This is a genomic window from Billgrantia sp. C5P2 (assembly GCF_051062895.2).
This window is the reverse complement of sequence record NZ_CM128542.1, coordinates 3421999-3445030: the sequence shown is the minus strand read 5'-3', so window position 1 is coordinate 3445030 and position 23032 is coordinate 3421999. Positions and strand designations below refer to the sequence as shown.

At 64.1% G+C, this 23032-nt stretch carries 20 protein-coding genes; 11 read left to right on the top strand and 9 right to left on the bottom strand.

Annotated elements, in window-relative coordinates; all coding sequences use genetic code 11:
- Positions 1–27 precede the first annotated feature (27 nt).
- Positions 28–2454, bottom strand: coding sequence for a glycoside hydrolase family 65 protein (locus ACRWQA_RS15835; RefSeq protein ID WP_434228226.1), 2427 nt, complete (start codon positions 2452–2454; stop codon positions 28–30).
- Positions 2451–4022, bottom strand: coding sequence for a trehalose-phosphatase (gene otsB, locus ACRWQA_RS15830; RefSeq protein ID WP_434228224.1), 1572 nt, complete (start codon positions 4020–4022; stop codon positions 2451–2453). Before otsB ends, ACRWQA_RS15835 begins: the two co-directional genes overlap by 4 nt.
- 128 nt (positions 4023–4150) lie before the next feature.
- Here otsB and ACRWQA_RS15825 point away from each other — a divergent pair, with 128 nt between their 5' ends.
- From ACRWQA_RS15825 to pncB, 3 genes are read left to right on the top strand one after another with little or no spacing between them, the layout of a single operon-like run.
- On the top strand, positions 4151–4360 hold the full coding sequence (locus ACRWQA_RS15825; RefSeq protein ID WP_434228222.1) for a hypothetical protein: 210 nt from the start codon (positions 4151–4153) through the stop codon (positions 4358–4360).
- Position 4361: 1 nt separating this feature from the next.
- A complete protein-coding gene (locus tag ACRWQA_RS15820; protein ID WP_434228220.1) occupies positions 4362–5858 on the top strand; it encodes a sodium:solute symporter family protein in 1497 nt (498 codons plus the stop codon).
- A gap of 48 nt (positions 5859–5906) precedes the next feature.
- On the top strand, positions 5907–7106 hold the full coding sequence (gene pncB, locus ACRWQA_RS15815) for a nicotinate phosphoribosyltransferase (protein WP_263582960.1): 1200 nt from the start codon (positions 5907–5909) through the stop codon (positions 7104–7106).
- Positions 7107–7200: 94 nt separating this feature from the next.
- On the opposite strand, the gene ACRWQA_RS15810 is transcribed toward pncB, so the two are convergent.
- Positions 7201–7692, bottom strand: a complete 492-nt coding sequence (locus ACRWQA_RS15810; protein ID WP_263582961.1) for a YciE/YciF ferroxidase family protein — start codon at positions 7690–7692, stop codon at positions 7201–7203.
- Between the two features lie 306 nt (positions 7693–7998).
- On the opposite strand from ACRWQA_RS15810, the gene ACRWQA_RS15805 reads away from it, so the two are divergent.
- A complete protein-coding gene (locus tag ACRWQA_RS15805) occupies positions 7999–9489 on the top strand; it encodes an FAD-dependent oxidoreductase (RefSeq protein ID WP_434228217.1) in 1491 nt (496 codons plus the stop codon).
- Here the strand turns inward: ACRWQA_RS15805 and ACRWQA_RS15800 are convergent.
- The gene (locus tag ACRWQA_RS15800) at positions 9486–10448 is read right to left on the bottom strand and encodes a GlxA family transcriptional regulator (protein WP_434228215.1); all 963 of its coding nucleotides are present in this window, start codon (positions 10446–10448) and stop codon (positions 9486–9488) included. The two genes, ACRWQA_RS15805 and ACRWQA_RS15800, sit on opposite strands and share 4 nt — an antisense overlap.
- Positions 10449–10584: 136 nt before the next feature.
- On the opposite strand from ACRWQA_RS15800, the gene ACRWQA_RS15795 reads away from it, so the two are divergent.
- Positions 10585–11688, top strand: a complete 1104-nt coding sequence (locus ACRWQA_RS15795; RefSeq protein ID WP_263582964.1) for a DJ-1/PfpI family protein — start codon at positions 10585–10587, stop codon at positions 11686–11688.
- Between the two features lie 92 nt (positions 11689–11780).
- Here ACRWQA_RS15795 and ACRWQA_RS15790 read toward each other — a convergent pair whose 3' ends face one another.
- Complete coding sequence (locus tag ACRWQA_RS15790) at positions 11781–13706, bottom strand: metallophosphoesterase family protein (protein WP_434228213.1); 1926 nt, start codon at positions 13704–13706, stop codon at positions 11781–11783.
- A gap of 116 nt (positions 13707–13822) precedes the next feature.
- Here ACRWQA_RS15790 and ACRWQA_RS15785 point away from each other — a divergent pair, with 116 nt between their 5' ends.
- Positions 13823–14380, top strand: coding sequence for an NnrU family protein (locus ACRWQA_RS15785; protein WP_263583928.1), 558 nt, complete (start codon positions 13823–13825; stop codon positions 14378–14380).
- A gap of 26 nt (positions 14381–14406) precedes the next feature.
- Here the strand turns inward: ACRWQA_RS15785 and ACRWQA_RS15780 are convergent, their stop codons facing one another.
- Positions 14407–14850 carry a YybH family protein gene (locus ACRWQA_RS15780; protein WP_263582966.1) on the bottom strand — a complete coding sequence of 148 codons (444 nt, stop codon included), beginning with the start codon at positions 14848–14850 and terminating at the stop codon, positions 14407–14409.
- Positions 14851–15100: 250 nt separating this feature from the next.
- Between ACRWQA_RS15780 and ACRWQA_RS15775 the strand changes: the two genes are divergently transcribed.
- The 5 genes from ACRWQA_RS15775 to ACRWQA_RS15755 all read left to right on the top strand — a co-directional run bounded on the left by ACRWQA_RS15775 (position 15101) and on the right by ACRWQA_RS15755 (position 20525).
- Positions 15101–16180: an NAD(P)-dependent alcohol dehydrogenase gene (locus tag ACRWQA_RS15775; RefSeq protein ID WP_263582967.1), complete on the top strand. Its 1080-nt coding sequence runs from the start codon at positions 15101–15103 to the stop codon at positions 16178–16180.
- 216 nt (positions 16181–16396) lie between these two features.
- Positions 16397–17512 carry an extracellular solute-binding protein gene (locus tag ACRWQA_RS15770; RefSeq protein WP_263582968.1) on the top strand — a complete coding sequence of 372 codons (1116 nt, stop codon included), beginning with the start codon at positions 16397–16399 and terminating at the stop codon, positions 17510–17512.
- Positions 17513–17693: 181 nt separating this feature from the next.
- Positions 17694–18842, top strand: a complete 1149-nt coding sequence (locus ACRWQA_RS15765; protein ID WP_434228211.1) for an ABC transporter ATP-binding protein — start codon at positions 17694–17696, stop codon at positions 18840–18842.
- The gene (locus tag ACRWQA_RS15760; RefSeq protein ID WP_263582970.1) at positions 18835–19722 is read left to right on the top strand and encodes an ABC transporter permease; all 888 of its coding nucleotides are present in this window, start codon (positions 18835–18837) and stop codon (positions 19720–19722) included. Before ACRWQA_RS15765 ends, ACRWQA_RS15760 begins: the two co-directional genes overlap by 8 nt.
- Positions 19719–20525: an ABC transporter permease gene (locus tag ACRWQA_RS15755; protein WP_434228208.1), complete on the top strand. Its 807-nt coding sequence runs from the start codon at positions 19719–19721 to the stop codon at positions 20523–20525. The genes ACRWQA_RS15760 and ACRWQA_RS15755 overlap by 4 nt, the downstream gene beginning before the upstream one ends.
- Here ACRWQA_RS15755 and ACRWQA_RS15750 read toward each other — a convergent pair.
- The 3 genes from ACRWQA_RS15750 to ACRWQA_RS15740 are packed head-to-tail and all read right to left on the bottom strand — an operon-like array spanning position 20522 to position 22940.
- Positions 20522–21886 (bottom strand): ATP-binding protein, encoded by a 1365-nt coding sequence (locus tag ACRWQA_RS15750; protein WP_434228206.1) that lies wholly within the window; start codon positions 21884–21886, stop codon positions 20522–20524. The genes ACRWQA_RS15755 and ACRWQA_RS15750 overlap by 4 nt on opposite strands.
- Positions 21883–22554 carry a response regulator transcription factor gene (locus tag ACRWQA_RS15745; protein WP_263582973.1) on the bottom strand — a complete coding sequence of 224 codons (672 nt, stop codon included), beginning with the start codon at positions 22552–22554 and terminating at the stop codon, positions 21883–21885. The genes ACRWQA_RS15750 and ACRWQA_RS15745 overlap by 4 nt, the downstream gene beginning before the upstream one ends.
- Positions 22551–22940: a PepSY domain-containing protein gene (locus ACRWQA_RS15740; protein WP_434228204.1), complete on the bottom strand. Its 390-nt coding sequence runs from the start codon at positions 22938–22940 to the stop codon at positions 22551–22553. Before ACRWQA_RS15740 ends, ACRWQA_RS15745 begins: the two co-directional genes overlap by 4 nt.
- Between the last annotated feature and the right edge of the window lie 92 nt (positions 22941–23032).

The following is a 23032-nucleotide window of genomic DNA, read 5'->3' as shown; positions in this document are numbered from 1 at the left end:
TATAAGTATCCTATTTGACAGGGCCATTCAATCCTTGTTTTTCTGCCAGCAGCGAGCCCCTGCAGAATAGTGTAATTTCAGCGGCTGGTTCTCGCTGAACGAATACGTCTCGTTGCAGACCATGATTCGCTTCGGTTCGCCCCAGCCTTCGGGTGCCGTCAGGGTCAGGCAGTCGTGGTTCACGTCGAGCTCAAGCCAGTGGCCGCGGAAACGTAGCCGCATGTGCAAGCCTGGCAGCGCTTCGGGAAGGCAGGGGTTGAGGCGCAACATGCCATCGCGAACCTCGAGCCCGGTGTGGCCTCGCTGGATCAGGTCCACGCTGCCAGCCATGGCGCCAAGGTGGATGCCTTCCTGTGTCGTGCCCCTCTGGCTGTCTCCAATATCGCTCTCCAGCACTTGCTGGAACAAGTTCCACGCCTGACGGCGGTCCGAGCGTGCCAGCACCCAGGCGGTCACCACCCGGCTCAGGGTGGAGCCGTGCGAGGTACGCTGCTGGTAGTAGCTGATGGTGGACGGGATCAGTTCAGCAGGGAAGGCATAACCGAGCTGGGAGAAGATATCGCCCAGTTCCTCGGCAGAGAACAGGTAGAACAGCATCAGCACGTCGGCCTGCTTCGATGCCTTGTAGCGGTTGACGGAATCTCCCTCCGCCTCGAGCAACCGGTCGAGACGGTGAATATCGCCATAGCGCTCGCGGTAGCCGGCCCAGTTGAACTCCTGCAGGTCCTCGTATCCCTCGAACTGGCTAGGAATGCCATCCGCATGGAACGGTACGTACAGGTTCTGGCTGAGCGTAATCCACCCGCTGATTTCCTCGTCCTCGAGGCCGAGGATATCGCTCAGCTCACCTCGACGACGCTCGCCGATGAGGTCGTAGACGTGGACCGCGCGAGCCAGTACCCAGGCGGCCATGACATTGGTATAAGCATTGTTGTCGAGCCCCGGCGTCTGCGCGTCGGGATAGCGGTCGTGAAACTCGTCGGGTCCCATCACGCCACGAATGTCGTAGCGCTTGCGCTGCGGATTCCACGTGGCGGCGCTTCGCCAGAACCGAGCGATCTCGAATAGCATCTCGGCGCCGAAGTAGGACAGAAATTCGCAATCCTCGGTAACCTCATAGTACCGCCATACGTTGTAGGCGATCGCGGCATTGACGTGGCGCTGCAGGGAACTGTCGTCGGGCACCCAGCGCCCCGACTTGGGATTGAGATGTACCTGCTGGCTCTCTTCTCGCCCATCACTACCACTCTGCCAAGGGTACATGGCACCTTGATACCCGGCTTTGCGCGCCAAGTGGCGAGCTTCTTCCAGACGCCGGTAGCGATACCGCAGCAGCGCGCGCGTGATCTCGGGTATGCGATAGTTCAGGAAGGGAAAGATGAACAGCTCATCCCAGAAGATGTGCCCCCGATAGGCCTCGCCGTGAAGCCCGCGGGCCGGCACACCGGCGTCAAGGTCGACGATGTGCGGCGAAACCGTTTGCAGCAGATGAAAAATGTGCAGGCGAAGGATCATCTGGGCGCGCCCACCTCCCTCGAGCTTCACATCGCAGCGCTGCCAGAGATGCTTCCAGAAACGTTGATGACTCGACAGCAGATCGTCGAATGCCCCCGCCCTGGACACCGACTGGCAAGCGGCGAGGCCGGGTTCGGCAATGGCCCAATCCCGTGATGCATGCATCGCCACGACTTTCTCGATTACGGCCTCGTCGCCTGGTGCAAGGTCGAGGGCCAGCTCATGGGCGATGTAGCCGGCCTCCTGCGATATTTGGCGCATGTTCTCCAATGTCTGGCCGTTCACGCGCAGGCGTGTACGTGCCGCTTGGGCGATGTGCAACCGGGAGTGACAGGTTTCGACTTGCAGGCGAACTGTGTCGTCGTAGGGAATATCCGTCGACAACGGCACCAGATGAGTGCTCGCCAGTTGACGGTATCGCTCGACGCCAGCATTGATGACACGACCGTCCAGGGCCGAGCGAACCAAGACACGGCCTGTCCAGTTTTCAGGGCGCAGGCGCCACTCGATAGCCCCGATGTGGGGGTGGGCCATATGCACCAGTCGTCGCGTCAGCAGACGAGTCTCACGCCCCTGATGGTCGCGAAAGAAGAGCTGGCGCTTGAGCACTCCCGCCTCGAGGTCAAGGGTCTGTAGGTAGTCGAGCAGTTCGACTGCCATCAGGTTGAACCAGTCGCCGCCGTCGGGACGAAACGTCAGGCAAAGCCAGTTGGGCAGGTTCACCAGGTCCTCGTTTTCGATCCCGCGGCCGGCGATCTCGGTCGTAAGCCGATTGTAGCCGCCGGCGAGATAGGTGCCCGGGTAATGGATTTCGCCCGCTTCCGCTTCCTCCGCGGCAGCTCGAGTCGCAAAGTAGCCGTTGCCCAACGTGCACAGCGCTTCACGCAGCCCTTCCTGGACGGGATCGAAGTGAAGGTAGTCGAGTGTCCAGTCGCTCATGAGGGGGGTTCCAGCATGTCGGCCAGGCGCTCGAGAAAGCGCCCGACGCAAACGGTGTCGTTCAGTCGATAGCTGGCGGCGGTGACCTGGTAAGCATCACCCACAAAGAGGCCGAGACCGCCAAGCTCACGCATCGCCACGAAGGCATCCTCGTCGGTCTCGTCGTCGCCGAGATAGATCGGCATGATGTCAGCCTGCGATAGGTCGAGGGCCTCGAGCAGCCAGAAGACGGCCTTGCCCTTGTCCCAAGGTAGCCGTGGGCGCAGCTCGAAGATCTTCTTGCCGCCTGTGCGTCTCAACTGGGGAAGCGCTTCCGCGACTGACTCGACGGCCGCCAGTACGTGGTCCACGTCACTCTCGGCGACCAGCCGGTAATGGATGGCGATAGCAAAGCGCTTGCGCTCGACGAGCACCCCGGGGGTTCCGGCCAGGCGCTGCCGCAGTTGGGTCTCTGCGGTGTCCAGGTGCGGCATGAATTCGGCGGCGCGTTCATGTTGCATGGAGAGCCCGCCGGGGCCAGTGATGTCGAATCCATGGCTTCCGGCATACACCAGGCTGCCGATGCCCACCAGGGCAGCCACGTTGGCGCGATCGCGACCGCTGACGATAGCGACACTACAACGCTTGGCCAGGCGCTTGAGGGTGTGGCGCATGGTTTCGTCGAGTACGGCCAGTTCAGGCCGGTCGACGATAGGCGTTAGTGTGCCGTCATAATCGAGGAAGATCGCGGGAAGCCGGTGTTCCAGGCACTCGGCAATGGCATCGAAGCCAGCCAGCGCATCGGGTAATGGGGTCCCTTGCGCTGCTTCGGGCGGCAGCAGCTCGACCAGGTCGTCGATGACGATATCGGCTCCATGGGCCAGCAAGTCCTCGCGCTGCCCGGCACGGTCGACCCCGATCACCAGACCGAAGCCCGCTCTGCTGGCGGCCTCTACCCCCGACTGGGCATCTTCCACGGCAAAGGCCCGTTCTGGCGGTATGGCGAGTAGGCTGGCGGCGTAGCTGAAGATGTCGGGGTGCGGCTTGCCGTTCAGTCCCAGTCGCTCCGAATCGATACCGTCGACTACAGCATCGAATAGATGGTGCACCCCCACCCTGGTGAGTATGTCGCGGGCATTCTTGCTGGACGACACCAGCGCTGTCTTGAGTCCTGCAGCACGAATCGACTCGATGAATGCGATTGAAGAGGCGAAAACCTCGACGTCATGCTTGGCCAGCAACTGCTCGAAAAAGCGCTGCTTGCGATTACCCAGGCCGCATACGGTTTCTCGGTCCGCACTGTCCTGCGGGGTGCCGAATGGCAGGGGCATCCCGCGCGCTTCAAGGAAGCTGCGTACCCCCTCGTAGCGCGGCTTGCCGTCGATGTGGCGCCGATAATCCACGCTCGGATCGAATGCCGGAAACGCTGCTCTGCCTTGCTCGACCCGCTCTGCGCGATAGGCATCGAAGAGCCGCTGCCAGGCAAGGCAATGCAGGCGGGCGCTATCGGTGACGACCCCATCCAGGTCGAACACCCCCGCCCGATAGCAAGTCAACGTCAGGTTGGGCTTTGAATGTGACTGTTTCATCGAAGTCACCTGGCCATATTCGTTTTCATTCCCAGCTCCCTAAGTGTAGTGGGGCAGGGCGGCCACGTTTCCGACACTGTCATCTAGGCTGAAGGCATGGACTTCGTTCAAGGCGATAAGGGGGGGCTATGCGAGAAGGCGAGGAAGTAAAGCACAAGGGACCACGCAGCAAGGGGATCTGGCTGGTCTGGCTCGTGGTCGCATTGTGTTATGCGGTTCCCTACACACTGCTCAGCGACCTGCCGCGCTGGTACGGCAGTTTCCTGTTCTGGGCGCTGGCGGGGTTGGCCGTCATCGTACTGAACGTCTATCTCACCCGCGACTTCAAGGACCGGTGACGTGACCGTTTCCCTCGTGTGGTGGGCCATCGCGGGCTACCTGGCGATCGCCATCGTCATTGCCATTCTGTCGCGCCAGGGCAAGACGCAGGACATGTCGAGCTACTTCCTCGGCAACCGGCAGATGAGCGGCTTCGTTTCCGCGCTCAGCTACAGCGCGACCACCTACAGCGCCTTCATGATGGTGGGGCTGGCAGGGCTGACCTACGCCGGCGGGGTCGGTGCGCTGGGGTTCGAGATCGTCTACTTCGCCGGGGTCTCGCTGGTGGCGGTATTCGGGCCGCGCTTCTGGGCCGTGGGCAAGGCCTTCGGTTTCGTCACCCCCAGCGAGATGCTGGGCCGGCGCTACGACAGCCGCGCGGTGGCGATCGTGGTGGCACTTTCCAACTGCCTGTTCCTGATTCCCTACGCGGCGGTGCAGCTCGCCGGCATCGGCTACCTGCTGCAGGGCACGACCAACGGCGCGGTGCCCTTCACCGCCGGCGTGCTGCTGGCCACGGCGCTGGCGCTGTTCTTCTCCTACATCGCCGGCATCCGTTCGGTGATGTGGACCGACTCGCTGCAGGCGATCATGATGATCGTGGCCTCCACGCTGGTGACCTTCCTGGTCATACAGGGGCTTGGCGGCTTCCAGGTGCTGTTCGATACGCTGGCCACGGAGCGCCCCGAGATGCTGGTGGTGCCGGGGGAGGGGCTGTTCACCTTCACCACCTTCCTGGGCCTGACCATTCCGTGGTTCTTCTTCAGCCTCTCCAATCCCCAGGTCAGTCAGCGCCTGTTCATGCCGGCGTCACTAACGGCGATGCGCCGGATGCTGCTCGGCTTCCTGGTGTTCGGCTTCGTCTATACCCTGGTCTCGGTGCTGTGGGGACTCTCGGCCATCGTCGCCTTTCCGGGGCTCGACAACGCCGACCTGGCCACGCCATCGCTGCTGACCTCCGGCTACGTGCCGCCCCTGCTGGGCGTGATCGTGATGATCGGCATCCTGGCGGCGGCGGTTTCGACCATCGACTCGATCATGCTGACGCTCTCCTCGATGGTGGCCCGGGATGTCTACGGTAATCTCAGGCCGGGCAGCAGCGAGGCGCGCCAGCTCGCCGTCGGCAAGTGGGTCATTCCGGTCATCGCACTGCTGGCGCTGGGGTTTGCCGAGCTGGAGTTGAGCCTGATCGCGGTGCTCTCGGTGGCTGCGTCGGCCGGGTTGGTCGCCGTGGTGCCGGCCATCATCGGGGCCTTCTACTGGCGCCGAGGCACCGCCCCCGGCGTGCTGGCAAGCGTCATCGTTGCCAGCGCCTTCGTGCTGTTCGTCTATGCCATCGGCAACAGTTTCCTGGGGCTGCCGGCAGGAGTGTGGGGCATCGTCGTGGCGAGCCTGACCTTCGTTGGTGTCAGCCTGGCGAGCCGGCCTGCGCATGCCGCGGCGGACGAATTCCTGGCCGCCGTACCGAAGCGACCCGGGCAGGCGTCGCGGGTGGTGGAGCAGGGCGGCGAGCGCTAGCCTGAACGGACAGACGCAAGCTCAACGATCACACAAACGGAAGGCGACATGGGCAAGACCTACCGCGAAGGGCCGATCATCCGGTCATTGCTGGATACCGACTGGTACAAACTGACCATGATGCAGGGGGTCCATCACCAGTACCCCAACGCCAGCGTCACCTGGGAGTTCCGCTGTCGCGATGCCGAGCCCCTGGAACGCTACATACCCGAGATCCGCGAGCAGATCGACCGCTTGGCCACGCTGCAGCTGTCCCCCGCGGAGTCGGACTATCTGGCGAGCTTCGCCTACATGTCGCCCGATTTCATCCGCTTTCTGGAGCTGTTCCGCTTCCGGCCGGAGTACGTCCAGGTCGGCATGCAGGGCAGTGAGCTGTGCATCGTCATCGACGGCCCCTGGTCGCACAGCATTCTGTTCGAGATCGTGATACTCGCCATCATCAGCGAGGTACGCAATCGCACCCTCTATCCGGAAGTCGAGATCGACCAGGCAGTGGCCCAACTGCGCCGCAAGCTCGAGGCGCTGCGCGAGGCCTACACACCCGAACAACTTGCCGGCTTCAACCTGGCCGACTTCGGCACGCGGCGGCGCCTCTCCCAGCCGGTGCAGGAAGCGATCGTCGAGGTCATGGAGGCGGAATTCCCGGGCAATTTCGTCGGCACCAGCAATGTCGACATCGCGCGGCGGCACGACATCAGCCCGATGGGCACCATGGCTCACGAATGGGTCATGGCACACCAGCAACTGGGCAGCCGCCTGGTGGACAGCCAGCGGGCCGCACTGGAGGCCTGGGTGCAGGAGTATCGTGGCTACCTGGGCATTGCGCTGACCGACACGGTCACCCTCGATGCCTTCCTGCGCGATTTTGACCTTTACTTCGCCAAGCTCTTCGATGGGCTGCGCCACGACAGTGGCGACCCGCTGTGGTTCGCCGAGAAGTGCATTCAGCACTACGAGTCGCTGGGCATCGATCCAAGAACCAAGACGCTGATCTTCAGCGACAGCCTGACCTTCAACAAGGCCATGCACATCAAGACGGCGCTGGAGGGGCGCATCCGCACCAGCTTCGGCATCGGCACCAACCTGACCTGTGACGTGCCCGGAGTTAAGCCGATGAACATCGTGATCAAGATGGTTTCGTGCAACGGCCAGCCGGTAGCCAAGATATCCGATTCGCCGGGCAAGACCATGTCGCGCGACGAGAGCTACGTGCGCTATCTCAAGCACGTCTTCGGCGTGGCGGCGTAGTGTTCACGCACGACGGCTAAGGTGTAAAAAGGGGAAAAGCGTGGACCAGAACGAGCGGGCAGGCCGGGATCGGCCTGCCGCGAGGTAAAAGCGCTTAGCTCGCCTTCCTGTTGATGTCCTGCTTGGCCATCTTGCTCAGCTTGTCATCGGTGGCCTTCTCCTCCTTGAGCGTTTCGGCCAGGATCTGCTTGGCCTTGGTGTGGCCCAACTGCTCGGCGAGTTCGCACAGCGTGCCGTAGGTGGCGATCTCGAAATGCTCCACTTTCTGAGCCGCGGCGATCAGGGCGGCATCGCGCAGCGGGCCCTTCTCGGTGGCGTCGATCAGATCCTCTCCTTCCTGGATCAGGCTCTCCATGGCATGGCTCTTGAGACGCTTGACCCGAATGTCGGGAATGGAGTCGGCTGCCTGCTCGATGCGCTCCAACTGACCCTGGGTTTCCTCGAGGTGGTGCTCGAACGCCTCGACCAGCTTCGGGTCATCGGCGGCACGGGCCATCTTGGGCAAGGCGCGGGTGATCTGTTTCTCGGCGCTGTTGGTTTCCGACAGCATGCGCGTGAACAGTTCCTGAGGGTTATTGATCTTCATGGATCCTCCTTTTTGCTTGGTAACGCATTCCTTTGTCTCGCTTCTACAACGTAGCAGGCTTCGGCTTTTATACGGTTTTCATCGGTTGCTTTATGTGACTGAGCACTTGCGATGTAAGTGCTGCCGGTCAATCGCTGCCGTCCTCGAGCGGCTCAAGGCGCATCAGCTTGCCGTCTTCCTCGTCGGTGAGGGCGTGGGGCTCATCGTCATCAAGGCTTGGCAACGTCGCCCACGCGTTAGCGCAGCCTCGGCGGGGCAACTATAACTGTGGGCAAGGAGCCTGACTTGCCGGCGGAAGGAGTCGTTATGGAACCGATATGGAAGCTGGGCAGCCGTGGCATAGCCGAACACCCCTCCCTGACCGAAGATATCGAGGTGGACGTCGCCGTCATCGGTGCCGGGATCACCGGGCTCACCGCGGCGCTGGCGCTGGTCGAAGCGGGGCAGCGGGTCATGGTGCTGGAGGCGGCCACGGTGGGGGCCGGTGCAACGGGTGGTTCCACCGGCAATCTCTACGCCACGCTGGCCTCGGGGCAGGCGCCGCTGCATCGCAAGTGGGGCGACCAGGTGGCGGCCGAGGTGGTTCGGGCCAGGGCCGAAGCCGTCGATCATATCGAGGCGACGATCGAACGTCTTGGCATCGATTGTCAGTTCAAGCGTCAGCCGGTCTATCGCCTGTCGATGGAAGACCGGCAGCATTCCCGACACGACCTGAACGATGAACTCGACGCGCTGGTCAGCGCCGGGCTCGGCGCCGAGATGACGGATGGGCCAGGGCTACCCTTCGACAGCTGGGGCATCCGTATTCCCAACCAGGCCCAGTTCAACCCGCTGCACTACGTCCAGGGCTTGGCCAGCCGACTGCTCGACGAAGGTGTGGTGATCCATCAGCACAGCCCGGTGCGCGAGATCGACGCGAGCAAGGGGCTGGTCAGAACCAATGAGGCCTGCATCGCCGCGAAGCACATCGTGCAGGCGACTCATACGCCCAAGGGCATCAGCCTGGTGCAGGCGGGCATGCTCGTATCGCGTGAGTATGCCGTCGGCGCCAGGCTGCGCAGCGGCGAGTATCCCGAAGGCATCATCTGGGTTCTCGACCCCTTCCACTCGCTGCGCAGCTATCGGCACGGCGATGAGCAATACCTGATGGTGATCGGCGAGAAGCACAAGACCGGGGAGCATCACGAGGACTACTACCAGAAGCTGCGTGCCTACCTCGAGAGCCATTTCGATATCGAGGCGTTCACGCATCAGTGGTCTGCCCAGCAGTACGGTTCACCGGACGGGCTGCCCTACATCGGCCGCATGCACGGCCACGGCAATCTCTACATGGCCACCGGTTTCGCCGCCGATGGCCTGGTATGGGGCACGCTGGCCGGCACGATCATCGCCGACCAGATCCTCGAACGCGACAATCCCTGGCAGGCACGCTTCGGAGCACGGCGCATCACGCCGGGCAAATCGGCGCTGCAGTACGCGCGGGAAAACGTCACCGTGACCAAGCACATGGTCAAGGATTACCTGGGTACCGAGAAGCTGGATACCTTCGATGTCATCGCGCCAGGGCAAGGTCGGGTCGCCACCGTGGATGGCGATAAACTCGCCATCCATCGCACCGAGGCTGGCGAGCTCAAGGTGCTCTCCGCGGTGTGCCCGCACATGAAGTGCATCGTGCACTGGAACCCCAGCGAGTCGACCTGGGATTGCCCCTGCCACGGCAGCCGCTTCGATACCGAAGGCGAGGTAATCGAAGGGCCGGCCTACCACCCCCTGGCGAAGCCGGAGGGGCGAGCTTAGCCCTTCTCATCGGAAGCCTGGCCGGGCGTGCCGAAGTAGCTGCGATAGGCGGAAGGCGTGACGCCCACCAGCCTGAGGAAGGTGCGGTGCAGGCTATCCAGGCTGGCAAAACCCGAGCGTTCGGCGATTCGGGCCAGAGGCCAGCGGGAAGTTTCCAGCAGTGTCTTGGCACGGTCGACCCGTGCCTGCTTGACGAATTGAGCGGGCGTTTCGCCGATCTCCTCGCGAAAGCGGCGCACGAAGGTGCGTTCGCTCATGTTGATGCGTGCCGCCAGCGCCGGCACGCTCAGGTCACCGGTTGGGTCTTCGATGATCGCGCTGATCAGGGGCGATAGACGAGAACCTGCGGCGGCCTGGGCCTGCAGTGCGGCGCTGAATTGAGCCTGCGAACCCGGCCGGCGCATGAACAGGACCAGATCGCGAGCCACGCCAAGGGCCACCTGCGACCCGCAGTCGGCTTCGACCAGCGAAAGGCAGAGGTCGAGGCCGGTAGTCACGCCGGCGGAAGTATAGAAGGGGGGCTCAGCGGTATAGATCGCGCCATGATCCACCCTGATGTCGGGCCACATCTGCTGCAGCGTGTCGCATGCCGACCAGTGTGTTGCCGCCCTTCGACCGCGCAGCAGCCCGGCTGCCGCGAGCACGAAGGCGCCGGTACAGACGCTGGCCACGCGCCGGGTTCTGGGGGCGCGCTCTTGAAGCCATGCAAGCAGGTCGGTCTCTGCCGCGACATGGCGCAACCCTTCTTCACTTCCTCCGGCGACGATCAGGGTGTCCAGTGATGGCAGCGACGCCAGGGGCAGCGTCCCGGCGATGCGTAAACCCGCATTGGAAACGATGTCTCCGCCGCACGGAGAAGCCAGCAGGACCCGATAGGCAGGGGCCGCCGCAGGGCAGTGCGTATTGGCCTTTGCTGAATACCTCCAAGGGGCCGACCAGGTCGAGCGCCTGGATGCCATCGAAGCCGATCAGGGCAACGGTATGGGGTATCGCTGATGATGAAGGGAGCATTGGCGTATTCTGCGATGACTTTGTCATTTACGCCAGAGTTGGGCATGACGCAGCATTAGCGCACCGCTTACTGGAGATGCCCTGATGCCCATACGTTACGTCACCAGGCTGGTTGGTCTGGCCGTGTTGATTCTTGCCACGATCGCTGTAGTGGGTTGGCGGTACGGCAACCCGGGTTCGGTGCGTCTGCTCGAGCATCACGCTTTGGAACTACCGGCACCCAAGGGGGCGCGAGACCGCCACCTGGTGGCTGTCCTGGCCGCCAACGACGGCACTGAAACGACGGATTTCATGGTTCCCTACGGCGTCTTGAGGGAATCGGGCAAGATGGAGGTGGTGTCGGTCTCCACACGGCCAGGTCCGGTGCAGTTGCATCCCGCGCTGAGAATACAGACAGAGCAGACCACTCAGGAATTCGATGCCCAGCAACCGGACGGAGCCGATATCGTCATCGTGCCGGCACTGCATCGGCCCGACGACCCGGAAGCCATCCAATGGCTGCGGCAACAAGCCGAGTCCGGTGCCGTTATCGTCGGGGTCTGCGATGGTGTGCTGACACTGGCCCATGCCGGGCTGTTGCAAGGCAAGTCGGCAACCGGGCATTGGTTCTCCCTGGGCAAGCTTAGCCGACGCTTCAAGGATACGACCTGGATTCGCGACCACCGCTACGTTGTCGATGGCCGCTTCGTGACGACTACCGGCGTGTCGGCTTCCATCCCCGTTTCGCTGGCGCTGGTCGAAGCGGTGGCAGGAACTGCCCAGGCCGACCGCCTGGCACTCGACCTTGGCACACCGGACTTCGATGCCAGCCACGATTCGGGTGACTTCGGCCTGTCACTGGAAATGCTGATGACCATCGCCCGCAATAAATTGGCCTTCTGGAATCATGAGCGTCTCGAACTGCCGGTCGAGGATGGCATCGATGAAATCGCCCTGGCATTGAGCGCCGATGCCTGGTCCCGCACGTATCGCTCCAGTGTCGTGGCGACACACTCTTCCGAGCGTTGGATTCGATCCCGGAGAGGCCTCGTCATTGAGGCGGAGCAGGAGATCGATGCAGCCGAAACGCTATGGCCGGCGATGGGGCCATCAGCCGTAGCGTTGGACGATGCGCTTGTGGAGATCAGCGAGCGGTACGGCATGCCCACGGCTCACTTGGTCGCCATGCAGCTCGAGTACGCCTGGTGAGGTGCGGGGCCGGCAGCGGTACGCCAGGCACAGCAGCGCCACGGCCAGGTAGGCCGATTCTCTGCACTGGCCACACATCAAGACCATTCGCTCTATTGCTCCCGAGCGAGAGGAAAACCGACCTCGTAGCCTCGGGCATCGAGGTGGCGGATCGCCTGCGGGCGTCCCGCGGCGTCGAAATCGACCAGGCCGAGACCGCAGCCGTTCCAGAGTCGTTCACCGGCCTTGGCACGGTCGGGGTCGCGCGGATGTATCGCCAGCCGGCGACGCTTGGTGAACCAGTTGAGCGGCGAGAGCGGGGCATAGAGCCAGCGGTTGAGCCGGTCGAACCAATCCAGCAGGCTGACGGGAAAGGCGTTCTTGATGCCGCTGGACGTGACCTGCCAGAGCCGGGGGCCTTCCTGACGATGTCGCAGCTGAATGTCGTAGGTAAAGGAGTAATGCACGTCGCCGGACAGAATCACGTAGTTCCCCGGAGTGCGCGAATGACGAAAGATGTTGAGCATGACATTCGCGGCGCCACGATGGGCCATCCAGTTCTCGGCGTCCACCATCAACGGCTTGCCGGCGAGGACGAAGAGACGCTGTACGGCCTCGATGAGCTTGACGCCGAACATGGGCGCGGGCGAGACGATGATGGCCGAAGGGGCGTCGAGCATGGCCTCCTGTAGCTCGATCAGCGCCTCCCAGTCCATCAAGCCCGAAGGGCGGGTCGGGTGGCGCTCGCTACGCCAGCGCCGTGTACGGGTATCCAGCACCAGCAGGGGAGGCGAGCCCGGGATGCGGAATTCCCAGCCTTGGAAGCGCCGCAGTTGCCGCAGCAGGTCGTCCTGCTCCTCGGCAAGAAGCCATCCCTCCCGCTGCCGTGCCTGCTCCATCAGCTCCGCGCCTCGTGCGGTGAGATCGGCCAGGCGGTCGGGGTCATTGCCCCAGCCTTGGCAGAACAGGTAGGCCAGCATGGCATTGCCGATGATGCGTCGCGAAAACGGATGGCCGTAGGCGACCTGCTCCCAGTCGGCGGTGAGGTTCCAGTCGTCGGTCACGTCGTGATCGTCGAAGATCATCAGCGTGGGCAGGTGGGCAAGCAGGCGAGCGCAGGCGGGCAAGCCTTCGACGAAGCGCTCTATGATGGCCCGTTCGACCAAGAAGCGATGATGATGCTCGCCGTCGAGGGGGGGAGGACTCATCTCGACCAGGCGCCACGGCACCGGCGACCATGCCAGCAGGTACATGGCCATGACCTCGGCGAAGGTGATCAGGTGGTTATGCGCGTTGGCCGTGGTGAACACCGGCTTGCGCACGCCGCCGAAGAAGCGCTCGCGCAGGGCGGTGCCGCTCTCGGTATCCGGTAGCAGCGCTGCGCGCCGGTAGTAGGTGGCCTCGTCACGGTAGAGCGCCTGGCTGTCGGGCACCGTGGCACCCTCCAGCGTTTCGTCGAACAGCCCCAGCCGCGCGATCAGTGCGTGAATGGCCACCAGCATGGGGCCGGCCACGTCATCGGCATAGACTTGATCGCCGGTCATCAACAGCCAGGCCGGCCACTCCTGCGGTTCCCTGCGCCGCTCGGCGAGCCAGGCGTCGGCGCGCACCAGGCCGTCAGGTCCGTCGTGATGCGGCTTGCGGCAGGAGCCGTGCAGCAGACGGTGGTGGCGCTCGCCCAGTACGAAACTCAGGTAGTTCGTGCCTTCATGCAGCAGGTGCGGACCCCAGTCGGCGATACCTCGCTCGCCCGCTTCGCCGAGCACCTTCAGGTCGTAGTCGATCAGGGTGCCGGTGGGCAGCGGCGTGGCCAGGGAAACGTCGATCAAGTGAAGCCAGGCATGACGCCCCACGGGAACACGCCGCAGACGATCGTCGCCCAGCAGCAAGCGTCGCGGTGGGTGGCCTTCCGGGTGCAGCATGAGTGAGAGATCGAGAGGCCGAGACGTCACCAGCCACAGGAGCAGGCGCTCGGTCGACAAACGTCGCAGTAGAGGACCGGCCAGCACGTCGGGCAGAGGCGGGGTATCGTCGGTCATCAAGGTCTCCTGTGTGGCGGCCAGGCATCGTCGTCGCTGGCGCTGAACACACCAAGTGAGTAGGCTTGGCTGCGATTCGTTCAATTCCTGCTGATGGAGACACTGCCGTGTTAGTGATGATCGTTGGCCTGGTGATATTTCTGGGCGCCCATTCGGTGCGTATCTTTGCCGATGATTGGCGCAACCGGCAGATCCAGCGCCTGGGCGAGATACGCTGGAAGGCGCTGTTTTCGATTATCTCGATCATCGGCCTGGCGCTGGCGATCTGGGGCTTTGGGCGCATGCGGCTCGATCCCACCTGGGTGTGGTCTCCGCCCGTGGGCCTGCGTCACGCCGTAGCACTGCTGATGATCCCCGCCTTCGTCCTACTGGTGGCTGCTTACGTTCCCAACAACCATATCAAGGTAAAGCTGGGCCACCCCATGGTGCTGGCGGTCAAGGTGTGGGCGTTTGCCCACCTGTTGGCCAATGGGCGGCTTGGCGACATCGTCTTCTTCGGCGCTTTCCTGCTCTGGGCTGTGCTCGACTTCCGCTCTGCCCGGCGTCGCCAGCCCGCTCCGGCCGTGACACCGCGTGCCTCCGGCACCATTGTCACGCTCGTGGTGGGCTTGATCGCCTACTATCTATTCGCCTTCCATCTGCACGTGTGGGTCACCGGCGTGCCGGTTATGTAGGTCAAGTCTTTCGTTCGACGCGGACCTCAGGGCTCAAGGTCGGACAACGCCTTGCCGCTTTGCATGTCGAACGGGACGGAAAAGTGCTCGTGCACTATCTTCCACTCGCCCTCGATGCGCCGGTAGCCGCTGGTCATGCGTAGCCAACCCGTCTGGGGCTCTCCCTTGTCGTTGGTGCCACCGCAGCGATGCAGGGCATGGCAGAAGGCCACTTGGTCATCGGCATGGATCATCACCTCATGCAGCTCGAAGACCATTGGCCCAGGACACATCTCCATGCACGTTAACCAGTGGTCGCGGTAGGCCTCCACTCCCTTGAATTGCAGCTTCGTTATCGCATCGAAGGCGACGATATCCGCGGCATAGTGCGCAACGATGGCGTCGATATCCTGGGCTCGCACCGCGTCTGTCCAGCTTTCCAGCTGTTCCAGCACTGCGGCCTCGGCGGACAGGCCGGTATGGGTCGTCATGGGTGTCTCCTCGGTTCGCCTGGTCAATCGTCAGTCTGGCACTTTCCTCCCGTTCGAGCGTTGATCAAATCAACCTGTGGCTGGCTGGCAATGGCCATCCGACGGTAGGCGACGTTGATGTGAATGGGTGGTGCGTGGTGGTGGTCGTCTGGGTTGCCTTGACCTGTGTCAAGGTGATTGGGCTGCCAGTGACCGATAGTTTCCGTAGGGAGTCATCTTCGTCAATCAGACGACAACAGGAAGCCACGCCATGCCTGCCATGATGAAAGCCGCGATCTTCGTCGAGCCCGGCCGTATCGAGATCGACGACAAGCCCATCCCGGACATCGGCCCCAACGACGCCCTGGTTCGCGTCACGACCACCACCATCTGCGGCACCGACGTGCACATTCTCAAGGGCGAGTACCCGGTCGAGAGGGGGCTGACGATCGGTCACGAGCCGGTGGGCGTGATCGAGAAGCTGGGCGCCAACGTCAAGGGGTATCAGGAAGGGCAGCGGGTCATCGCCGGTGCCATCTGCCCCAGCTTTACCTCCTATGCCTGCCAGGACGGCTGCAGCGCCCAGGATGGTGGCCACCATTCCCACGGTTACAAGCCCATGGGCGGCTGGCGCTTCGGCAACACCATCGATGGCGCCCAGGCGGAGTACCTGCTGGTGCCCGACGCCCAGGCCAACCTGGCCCCGGTGCCCGACGGGCTGACCGACGAGCAGGTGCTGATGTGCCCCGACATCATGTCGACCGGTTTTGCCGGCGCAGAGTCGGCGGGCATCAGGATCGGTGACAGCGTGGCGGTATTCGCCCAGGGGCCGATAGGCCTGTGCGCCACCGCGGGGGCCAGGCTGCGCGGCGCCGGGCTGATCATCGCCGTGGACGGCGTCGATGAGCGCCTGGCCATGGCGCGTCAGATGGGTGCGGACATCACCCTCGATTTCCGCAAGGTCGACGTGGTCGAGGAGATCCTGCGCTTGACCGGCGGACGTGGCGTGGACGCTTCCATCGAAGCGCTCGGGCTGCAGTCCACCTTCGAAGCGGCGCTGCGGGTGCTCAAGCCGGGCGGCACCCTGTCGAGCCTGGGCGTCTACTCCGGCGATCTCACCATTCCGCTCGGTGCGTTCTGCGCCGGCCTCGGCGACCACAAGATCGTCACCTCGCTGTGCCCGGGCGGCAAGGAGCGCATGCGTCGCCTGATGCAGGTGATCGAAACCGGGCGACTGGATCTCGGCCCCATGGTGACCCACCGCTATGCGCTGGAAGACATCGTCGAGGCGTACGATCTCTTCTCGCACCAGCGCGATGGCGTGCTGAAGGTGGCCATCCAGGCAAGTTAAGCACTGTTAGCAAGCCGGCTCGGAGGCGCCGGTATGGGCGAAAAAGCGTTGAAAGTGCTTACGGTCTTTTCCTGAGGGGCTGCTACTCTTTGTTACATGAGGATTGAACGGTCATTCAATGTTCATCCCATCGTCATGGAGTCGCGCGATAAGGGTCGGGGGCCAGGTCCCGCTGACCCCTGTCACCCTGTGCAAGACCCTCATGGAGAACCCGTCATGTCGTTCACACGTCGCCGTTTCCTCAAAGGCACCCTGGCTGCTGGCGCTGCTGCCACCGTGCCGTCGTTCTATATCAACAAGGTACTGGCCCAGGAGCAGACCCTGCGTATCTATGCCTGGGCGGGCTACTTCACCGATGAAATGCTGGCCGACTTCACCGAGAAGACCGGTATCCGTGCGACCTTCACCCCCTATGGCACCAACGACGAACTGATGAACTCGCTGCGGGCCACCGACGGCACCGGCTTCGACGTGATCATGCCCACCGTGGACCGGGTACCGGGCTACCTGGATTACGACCTGGTGCAGCCGCTGGACGAATCGCGCATCAACTGGGCCGGGGCGCTCGACAGCGCCATCGAGGGCTCCGAGGTGGGCGGCGTCGTCGACGGCAAGCGCTATTTCGCGCCCAGCGACTGGGGTACAGAGGCGATCACCTGGAATCGCCGCGACGCCAAGGTCGATCGCGCCAACCTCAGCTACGCCGATCTGTGGAACCCCGAGCATGGCCAGGGCGTGACCGTGCGGGGTCATTCGGCACTGGTGGGCATCGGCCTGTGGCTGGAGCGCGAGGGCCGGCTGCCGCACCCGCTGCTCGACTCCTACAAGAGCGAGGAGGCCATGCGCGCCAACTTCGATGTCATCCTGGAGGAGGCGGTCAAGCACAAGCACATGCTGGTGCAGTTCTGGGATACCGAGAACGACGCCCAGGCGGCCTTCCGCACCAATGGCGCCATTATCGGCCAGACCTGGGACTCCACCGCTTTCCGCCTGCAGCAGGAAGGGGAGGACATCGCCTATGGCGCGCCGAAGGAGGGAGCGTTGGCGTGGATGGAAGGCTTCGTGATTCCCAAGAACGCCCAGAACCCGGACGCCGTCTACGAGCTGATCAACTGGTACTACACGCCGGAGGCGGGCGCCCTGTTCGTCAAGGCGACCGGCTACAACTCCACCTCCAAGGGGGCCACCGAGCTGCTGCCCGACGAGACGCGCCAGTTCTTCACCGACTCCTATACCGAGCAGGACCTCGCCAACCTGTGGTGGTGGCCGATCCAGGAGCCGTGGTACGTGGCGCTGCGGAATGAGTATCAGGATCGCTACCTATCGGCATAAAGCGCCGGATAAAGAGATAAGAAATAAGAGGGAAGAGGGAAGAGGGAAGAGGGCAGAGATAAGAGGGCAGAGGGAAGGCGAACTCTTCCTTCTTCTAGCTTTTCTCTTCCAGGCGCGTAGCGCCGCTCTTCCAGCTTCGCTCTTTTAGCCGCGTAGCGGCGATCTTGTGTATGAGGTATGAATGGACGGTAGCGTCAAACTGGACGAGGTGGTGATGCGCTTCGGCGACTTCACCGCCATCGAGAAGACTTCGCTTGCGATAGGCTCGGGCGAATTCTTCAGCTTTCTCGGCCCATCGGGCTGCGGCAAGACCACCCTGCTCAACATCATTAGCGGGTTTCTGGCCCCGAGCGAAGGGCAGGTTGTCATCGGCGGCGAACCCATGGCCGGGGTACCGGTGAACCGCCGGCCCACAGCGATGATCTTCCAGAATCTGGCGCTGTTTCCGCTGATGACCGTGTTCGAGAACATCGAATTCGGCCTCGAGGTGCGCGGCGTCGACAAGCGCAAGCGGCGCGAGGTCTCCGAGCGGTTGCTGGCACTGGTGGCACTGGAAGGCAGCGGGCCGAAGAGGGTGACTGAGCTTTCGGGCGGACAGAAGCAGCGCGTGGCCATCGCCCGAGCACTGGCGGTGGAGCCGCGGGTGCTGCTGCTCGACGAGCCGCTTTCGGCGCTCGACCTCAAGCTGCGCCAGCACATGCGCGCCGAGCTCAAGGCGATCCAGCGCAAGACCGGTATTACCTTTATCTATATCACTCACGACCAGGGCGAGGCGTTGACCATGTCCGACCGGGTCGCGGTGATGTCGGCGGGGCGTATCCAGCAGGTCGCCGACCCCATGACGCTCTACCGCGAGCCGGCCACCGGCTTCGTTGCCGCCTTCGTCGGCGAGAACAACCGCATCCAGGCTCGCGTGATCGACCGCGAAGGCGAGCGGGTGCGCCTCGATGGTGGCGCCCTGGGTGAGCTGGCCGGCCGGGCGAGCAGCGAAACACGCCTGGCCAACGGTGAGGCGGCGGTTCTGTTCGTGCGCCCCGAGTACCTGCGCCCGTTAGCGACAGGCGTAGCAGGCCCCAGCTTCGACACCGAGATCGAGGCGGTGCACTTCGAGGGCGCCTGGGTCATGCTCGAGACGCGCCTGGTCGCCTCGGGCGAGAAGCTGCGCGTGCAGCTGGGCCACGAGGTGTCGCGCGGCCAGGCCGGTGCGCTCGCCGTGGGCCAGCGCATGACCTTCGGCTTTGATCCGGCCGATGCCGTGGTGCTGCCCGACGATGGCAGCCCGGTGCTCGACGAGGAAACCGGCGAGGTGTTGGAGGGTGCCCATGTTTAGGCAGCTGCAAGCACGCTTCGGCGGGCCGCTGGCCATGGCCATCGTCACCTTGCTGGGGATCTGGCTGATCGTGATGGTGACGTTGCCGCAGTTGCAGATGATCGAGTATTCGCTCAAGCCCAACCTGCTGCCGGCCCAGATCGGCGGGCCCGAGGACCGGTTCACGCTGGCGAACTATGCCACGCTGTTCAACAACGACATCCACCGTGCCATCTTCTTCAAGACGATCTGGTCGAGCGTACTGGTCACGCTGCTGACGCTGGCGGTGAGCTATCCGCTGGCCTGGTACCTGGCCAAGGTGGCCACCCCGCGCCAGGCGGCCCTGTGCATCCTGCTGTTGATCGTGCCGTTCTGGATCAACGAGATCCTGCGTACCTACTCCTGGTTCATCATCCTGGCGTTTCGCGGCCCGCTCAACGAGGTGCTGATGGCGCTGGGGCTGATCGAGCGGCCGATCCGCTTCCTCAGTGGCAACGGTGGGGTCATGGTGGGCATGGTCTACGCCTACATCCTGTTCATGGTGTTTCCGGTCTACAACGCCATCGAGAGCCTCGACGACAACCAGGTGCGGGCGGCTCGCGATCTCGGCGCCGGCACCGTGCGTACCCATCGACGCATCGTCATTCCCCATGCCAAGCCGGGCATCGCCACCGGCTGCATCATGACCTTCATGCTGGCCGCGGGCAGCTACGCCGTGCCGGCGCTGCTCGGCTCGCCGGGCAGCCGCTGGTTCACCCAGATCATCTACAACTGGTTCTTCGAGGGCGGCAACTGGAACCAGGGCGCGGCCTATGCCTTCCTGCTGCTGGTGCTGTGCATCGGCTTCATGTCATTGGTCATGAAGTTCTTCAAGGTCGGCTTGGGAGATATTGGAAGATGAGTTCGCAGCGCTTCCTGGCCTTCGGCCTGCGCTTCTATGTGGTGATCTTCTTCGCCTATCTGTTCCTGCCGCTGCTGATCATGGCGGCGGCCACCTTCAACGACAGCCGCTTTCCCACGGTAACGCCGTGGGACGGTACCACCCTGCGCTGGTTCGGCGAACTCGCCGCCGACGGCGGCATGTGGCAGGCACTCGGCAACAGCCTGATCGTGGCGACCGGCGTGCTGATCGTCGCCGTGCCCATCGGCATCGCCACGGCGCTGTTCCTCAATACGGTGTCGAGCCGAGCCAAGCCGTTCCTGTATGCGCTGATCCTCTCGCCGCTGCTCACGCCCGGCGTGATCATCGGCATCTCGACGCTGATCTTCTGGCGCCAGTTCGGCGTCAGCGGCGGCATCTTTCTCACCGTGCTGGGCCAAGCCACCTTCATCGCCGCCTACGTGATGCTGATGGTCACCGCGCGCCTGCAGCGCTTCGACCGCACCATGGAGAGCGCGGCGCTCGATCTCGGCGCCAGTCAGTGGCAGATGTTCCGCCGCATCCTGCTGCCGTACCTCAAGCCGGCGCTCTATTCGGCGGCGGTGATCGCCTTCCTGCAATCCTTCGAGAACTACAACACCACCCTGTTCGTGGTGGGCTACGACACCACGCTGACGGTCTACATCGCTTCCAAGGTACGCACTGGGCTGACCCCGGCGGTCAATGCCCTGGGGCTGATCCTGATCCTGATCACCGTGCTGTTCGCCGCCGTCTACGAACTCAAGCGGCGGCGGGAAGCGGCACGATTGGTGAAAGGGGTCTAGTCCACTGCTGCCGGAACCTCGGCAAGCGGCCGAGCCGGCAGCCACACTCGGGCAGACAGCCCTCCCAGGCGAGAGGCATCCAGTTGCAGCCGGCCGCCGTGCAGCGCCACCAGGTCGGCGACGATGGCCAGCCCCAGGCCGTTGCCGGAGCGCCGCTCGTCCAGGCGTGAGCCGCGAGCCATGGCGGCCCCGCGCTGCGTCTCGTCCATGCCCGGGCCGTCGTCTTCCACGCAGAGCCAGATCCCGTCGTCCCCGGTAAGCCCCTCCAGGCGAACATGACCGTTAGCCCAGCGCAGGGCGTTGTCTAGCAGGTTGCCGACGAGTTCCTGAAGATCCTGGTGCGCCATACGCACGCGCAGGCCATCCGCCAGGCTGTGCTCGAGTTTTACGCCGCGGCGGCCGGCAAGCCGCCCCAGGCCGTCGAGAATGGGGGCCAGCACCTCGGCTACTGCAACCTTGGGGGCCAGGCCGACGTCGCCCGCCGCGGTGGCACGGGCCAGGTGATGGCGCACGGCGTCGTCGATGCGTCCGAGCTCGTCGCGCATCCTGGTACGGCGTGGCTCCTCGATGCCATCGGCGAGGGTGGTCAGGACGCTCACCGGGGTCTTGAGAGCGTGAGCCAGGTTCCCGGCGGCATGGCGGGCATGCTCCATCAGGCGCCGGTCACGGGCCAGCACGGCATTCGTGGCGCCGGCAAGTCGAGCCAGCTCGGCGGGCAGGCGGGTATCGAGCCGTTCGGCGTCGCCGTTCTCTACTTGCACCAGGTCGGCCTGCATGCGCCGCAGCGGTGCCAGGCCCCAGCGCACCTGTAGTGCCAGCATGATGAGTACCAGCAGGCCCAGGCCGGCGAGCGACAGTGCCACCAGCCGGGAGAAGCGATCCAGCTCGAGATCCAGCGTCTCCCGCGGCGCCGCCACGCTGACGTGCAGCGGCGCCTCGAGCGGGGCCAGATGGATGTCGCGCTCGACGACCCGCAGCGGTGCACCGCGCGGTCCCTCCATGTCATGCCGGACCACCCCCGTCGATTCGCGTACGGCCAGGCGCTGATCCCATAGCGAACGCGAGGTCAGCACCCGATCGGCGCCATCGCTGACCTGCCAGTACCAGCCGGAGAAGACTTGTTCGAAGCGCGGGTCGCCGAGGTTACGCTCCTGCACCAGCCGTTGCTGCACGTTGTCCCAGGCGAGCCCGGCGATCACCACGTTGAGCAGCGCCTCCAACTGGCGATCGAAGGCGTCGGTGGCGGTGGTGCGGAAATGCTGGGCGAGGCCGATGCCGGCCAGCGGCAGGGTAACCGCCAGGACCAGCAGGGTGGCCAGTATCAGTCGGCTGGCCAGCGACAATCGGCTTAGCCGGTTCATGAGGCCTCGGCGTCGCCGATGAGCCGGTAGCCCTGGCCGCGACGGGTCTCGATTCGCTCGGCGCCCAGCTTGCGGCGCAGGCGGCTGATCTGGACATCGATGACGTTGGAGTCGGGCTCGTGGTCGCGGTCGTAGACGTGCTCGGCGAGCTCGCTGCGGCTGACCACCCGCGGGGCGGCGTGGGCCAGATAGGCGAGCAACCTTGACTCCTGGGCGGTCAGGCTCACCGGGCGGCCGGCCAGGCTGACGCTACCGGTATGGGTATCGAAGGCCAGCTCGCCGATGCGCAGCACCGGGTGGGCGTGGCCGTGGCTGCGGCGGACCAGGGCGCGCAGGCGGAACAGCACCTCTGCAGTCTCGAACGGCTTGGTGACGTAGTCGTCGGCGCCGGCGGAGAAGCCGGCGGCCTTGTCCGCCCAACGGGTGCGGGCGGTCAGCACCAGCACCGGCAGTTCGATGGCGTCTCCCCGCCACTCGGCGAGCCAGCGGCTGCCGTCGCCGTCGGGCAGCCCCAGGTCGAGGATCACGGCATCGTAGGCTTCGGTGCGCACCAGGAAATCGGCCTCGCTGCCGCTGGCGGCCCGCTCGACCAGCACCCCGGCCTCGTGCAATGCCTCCGTCAACGCCTCGGCCAGCGCGGCGTCATCCTCCACCAGCAACACCTTCATTGCGCCTCCTCCTTGCGCCGCATGCCGTCGATGTTGACGCCTTCCATGCCGATCAGTTCGCCGCTTTCGGCGTCGAACTCGAACTCCACCACCTGGCCCTGGGGACCGAGCATCTCCACCTCGTAGGTCGTTCGACCGTCGTCGCGCTCCAGCTCCACCTCGAGCACCTGCCCCTCGTAGCGCGCTTCGAGCCAGTCGAGGATCTCGGGTAGGGCGACCAATCGGCCGCTGCGAACCGCGTCGTGGAGGTCGCGCCAGTGATCGTCGGCCAGGCCATGGCTCGCCGTCAGGCCCAAGAGCGCCGACAGCAACAGGATGCCCAGCACTCGACGGTCGGTCGCCGCGCGCCAGCGGGAAGGCAGTGATCGAAGGAAGCGTGTTGTCATGTCGCAAGGATGCCGGGCCTGACATGAACACAGCATGAACGTCGCCGTCAGCTTCGGGCAAGGTGGCCGCTGGTAAAACTTGACCTGTTCCC